Genomic DNA, 338 nt, shown 5'->3' on the forward strand with positions numbered 1-338 from the left:
TCATATTTTCCTCTTAAAAAGAATTTATGCCATATTTTAGAACTAGGTCTTACAAAGTATTTATGATCTTTAAATGCAATAACTGTAACAATAAACCAAACTGGAATCCAAGCAACACCAACAACTTCATGTGTAGCTCTCATAAGTCGAGGAATATATCCTCCACCTGTCCAGTTTCCAAATGTTATTGAAAAACCAGTTATAAACAGATAAATCATAATTACAATATTTAACAAAATAACAACTCTTTGAAAAAGTGAATAAACTTGCACTTTCTCATTTTCTCTTGTAATTTTTGCTTGTTTTCTACCTTTTGCAACAATAAACATTATTGTAAA

The 338-nt window shown here is 28.4% G+C and carries 1 pseudogene; it reads right to left on the reverse strand.

The features are described from left to right. Positions 1-338, reverse strand: a pseudogene (locus CJ670_RS09200) (cytochrome b/b6 domain-containing protein); the annotation flags it as partial.

Source organism: Arcobacter cryaerophilus gv. crypticus (assembly GCF_002993025.1).
Lineage (GTDB): Bacteria > Campylobacterota > Campylobacteria > Campylobacterales > Arcobacteraceae > Aliarcobacter > Aliarcobacter cryaerophilus_B.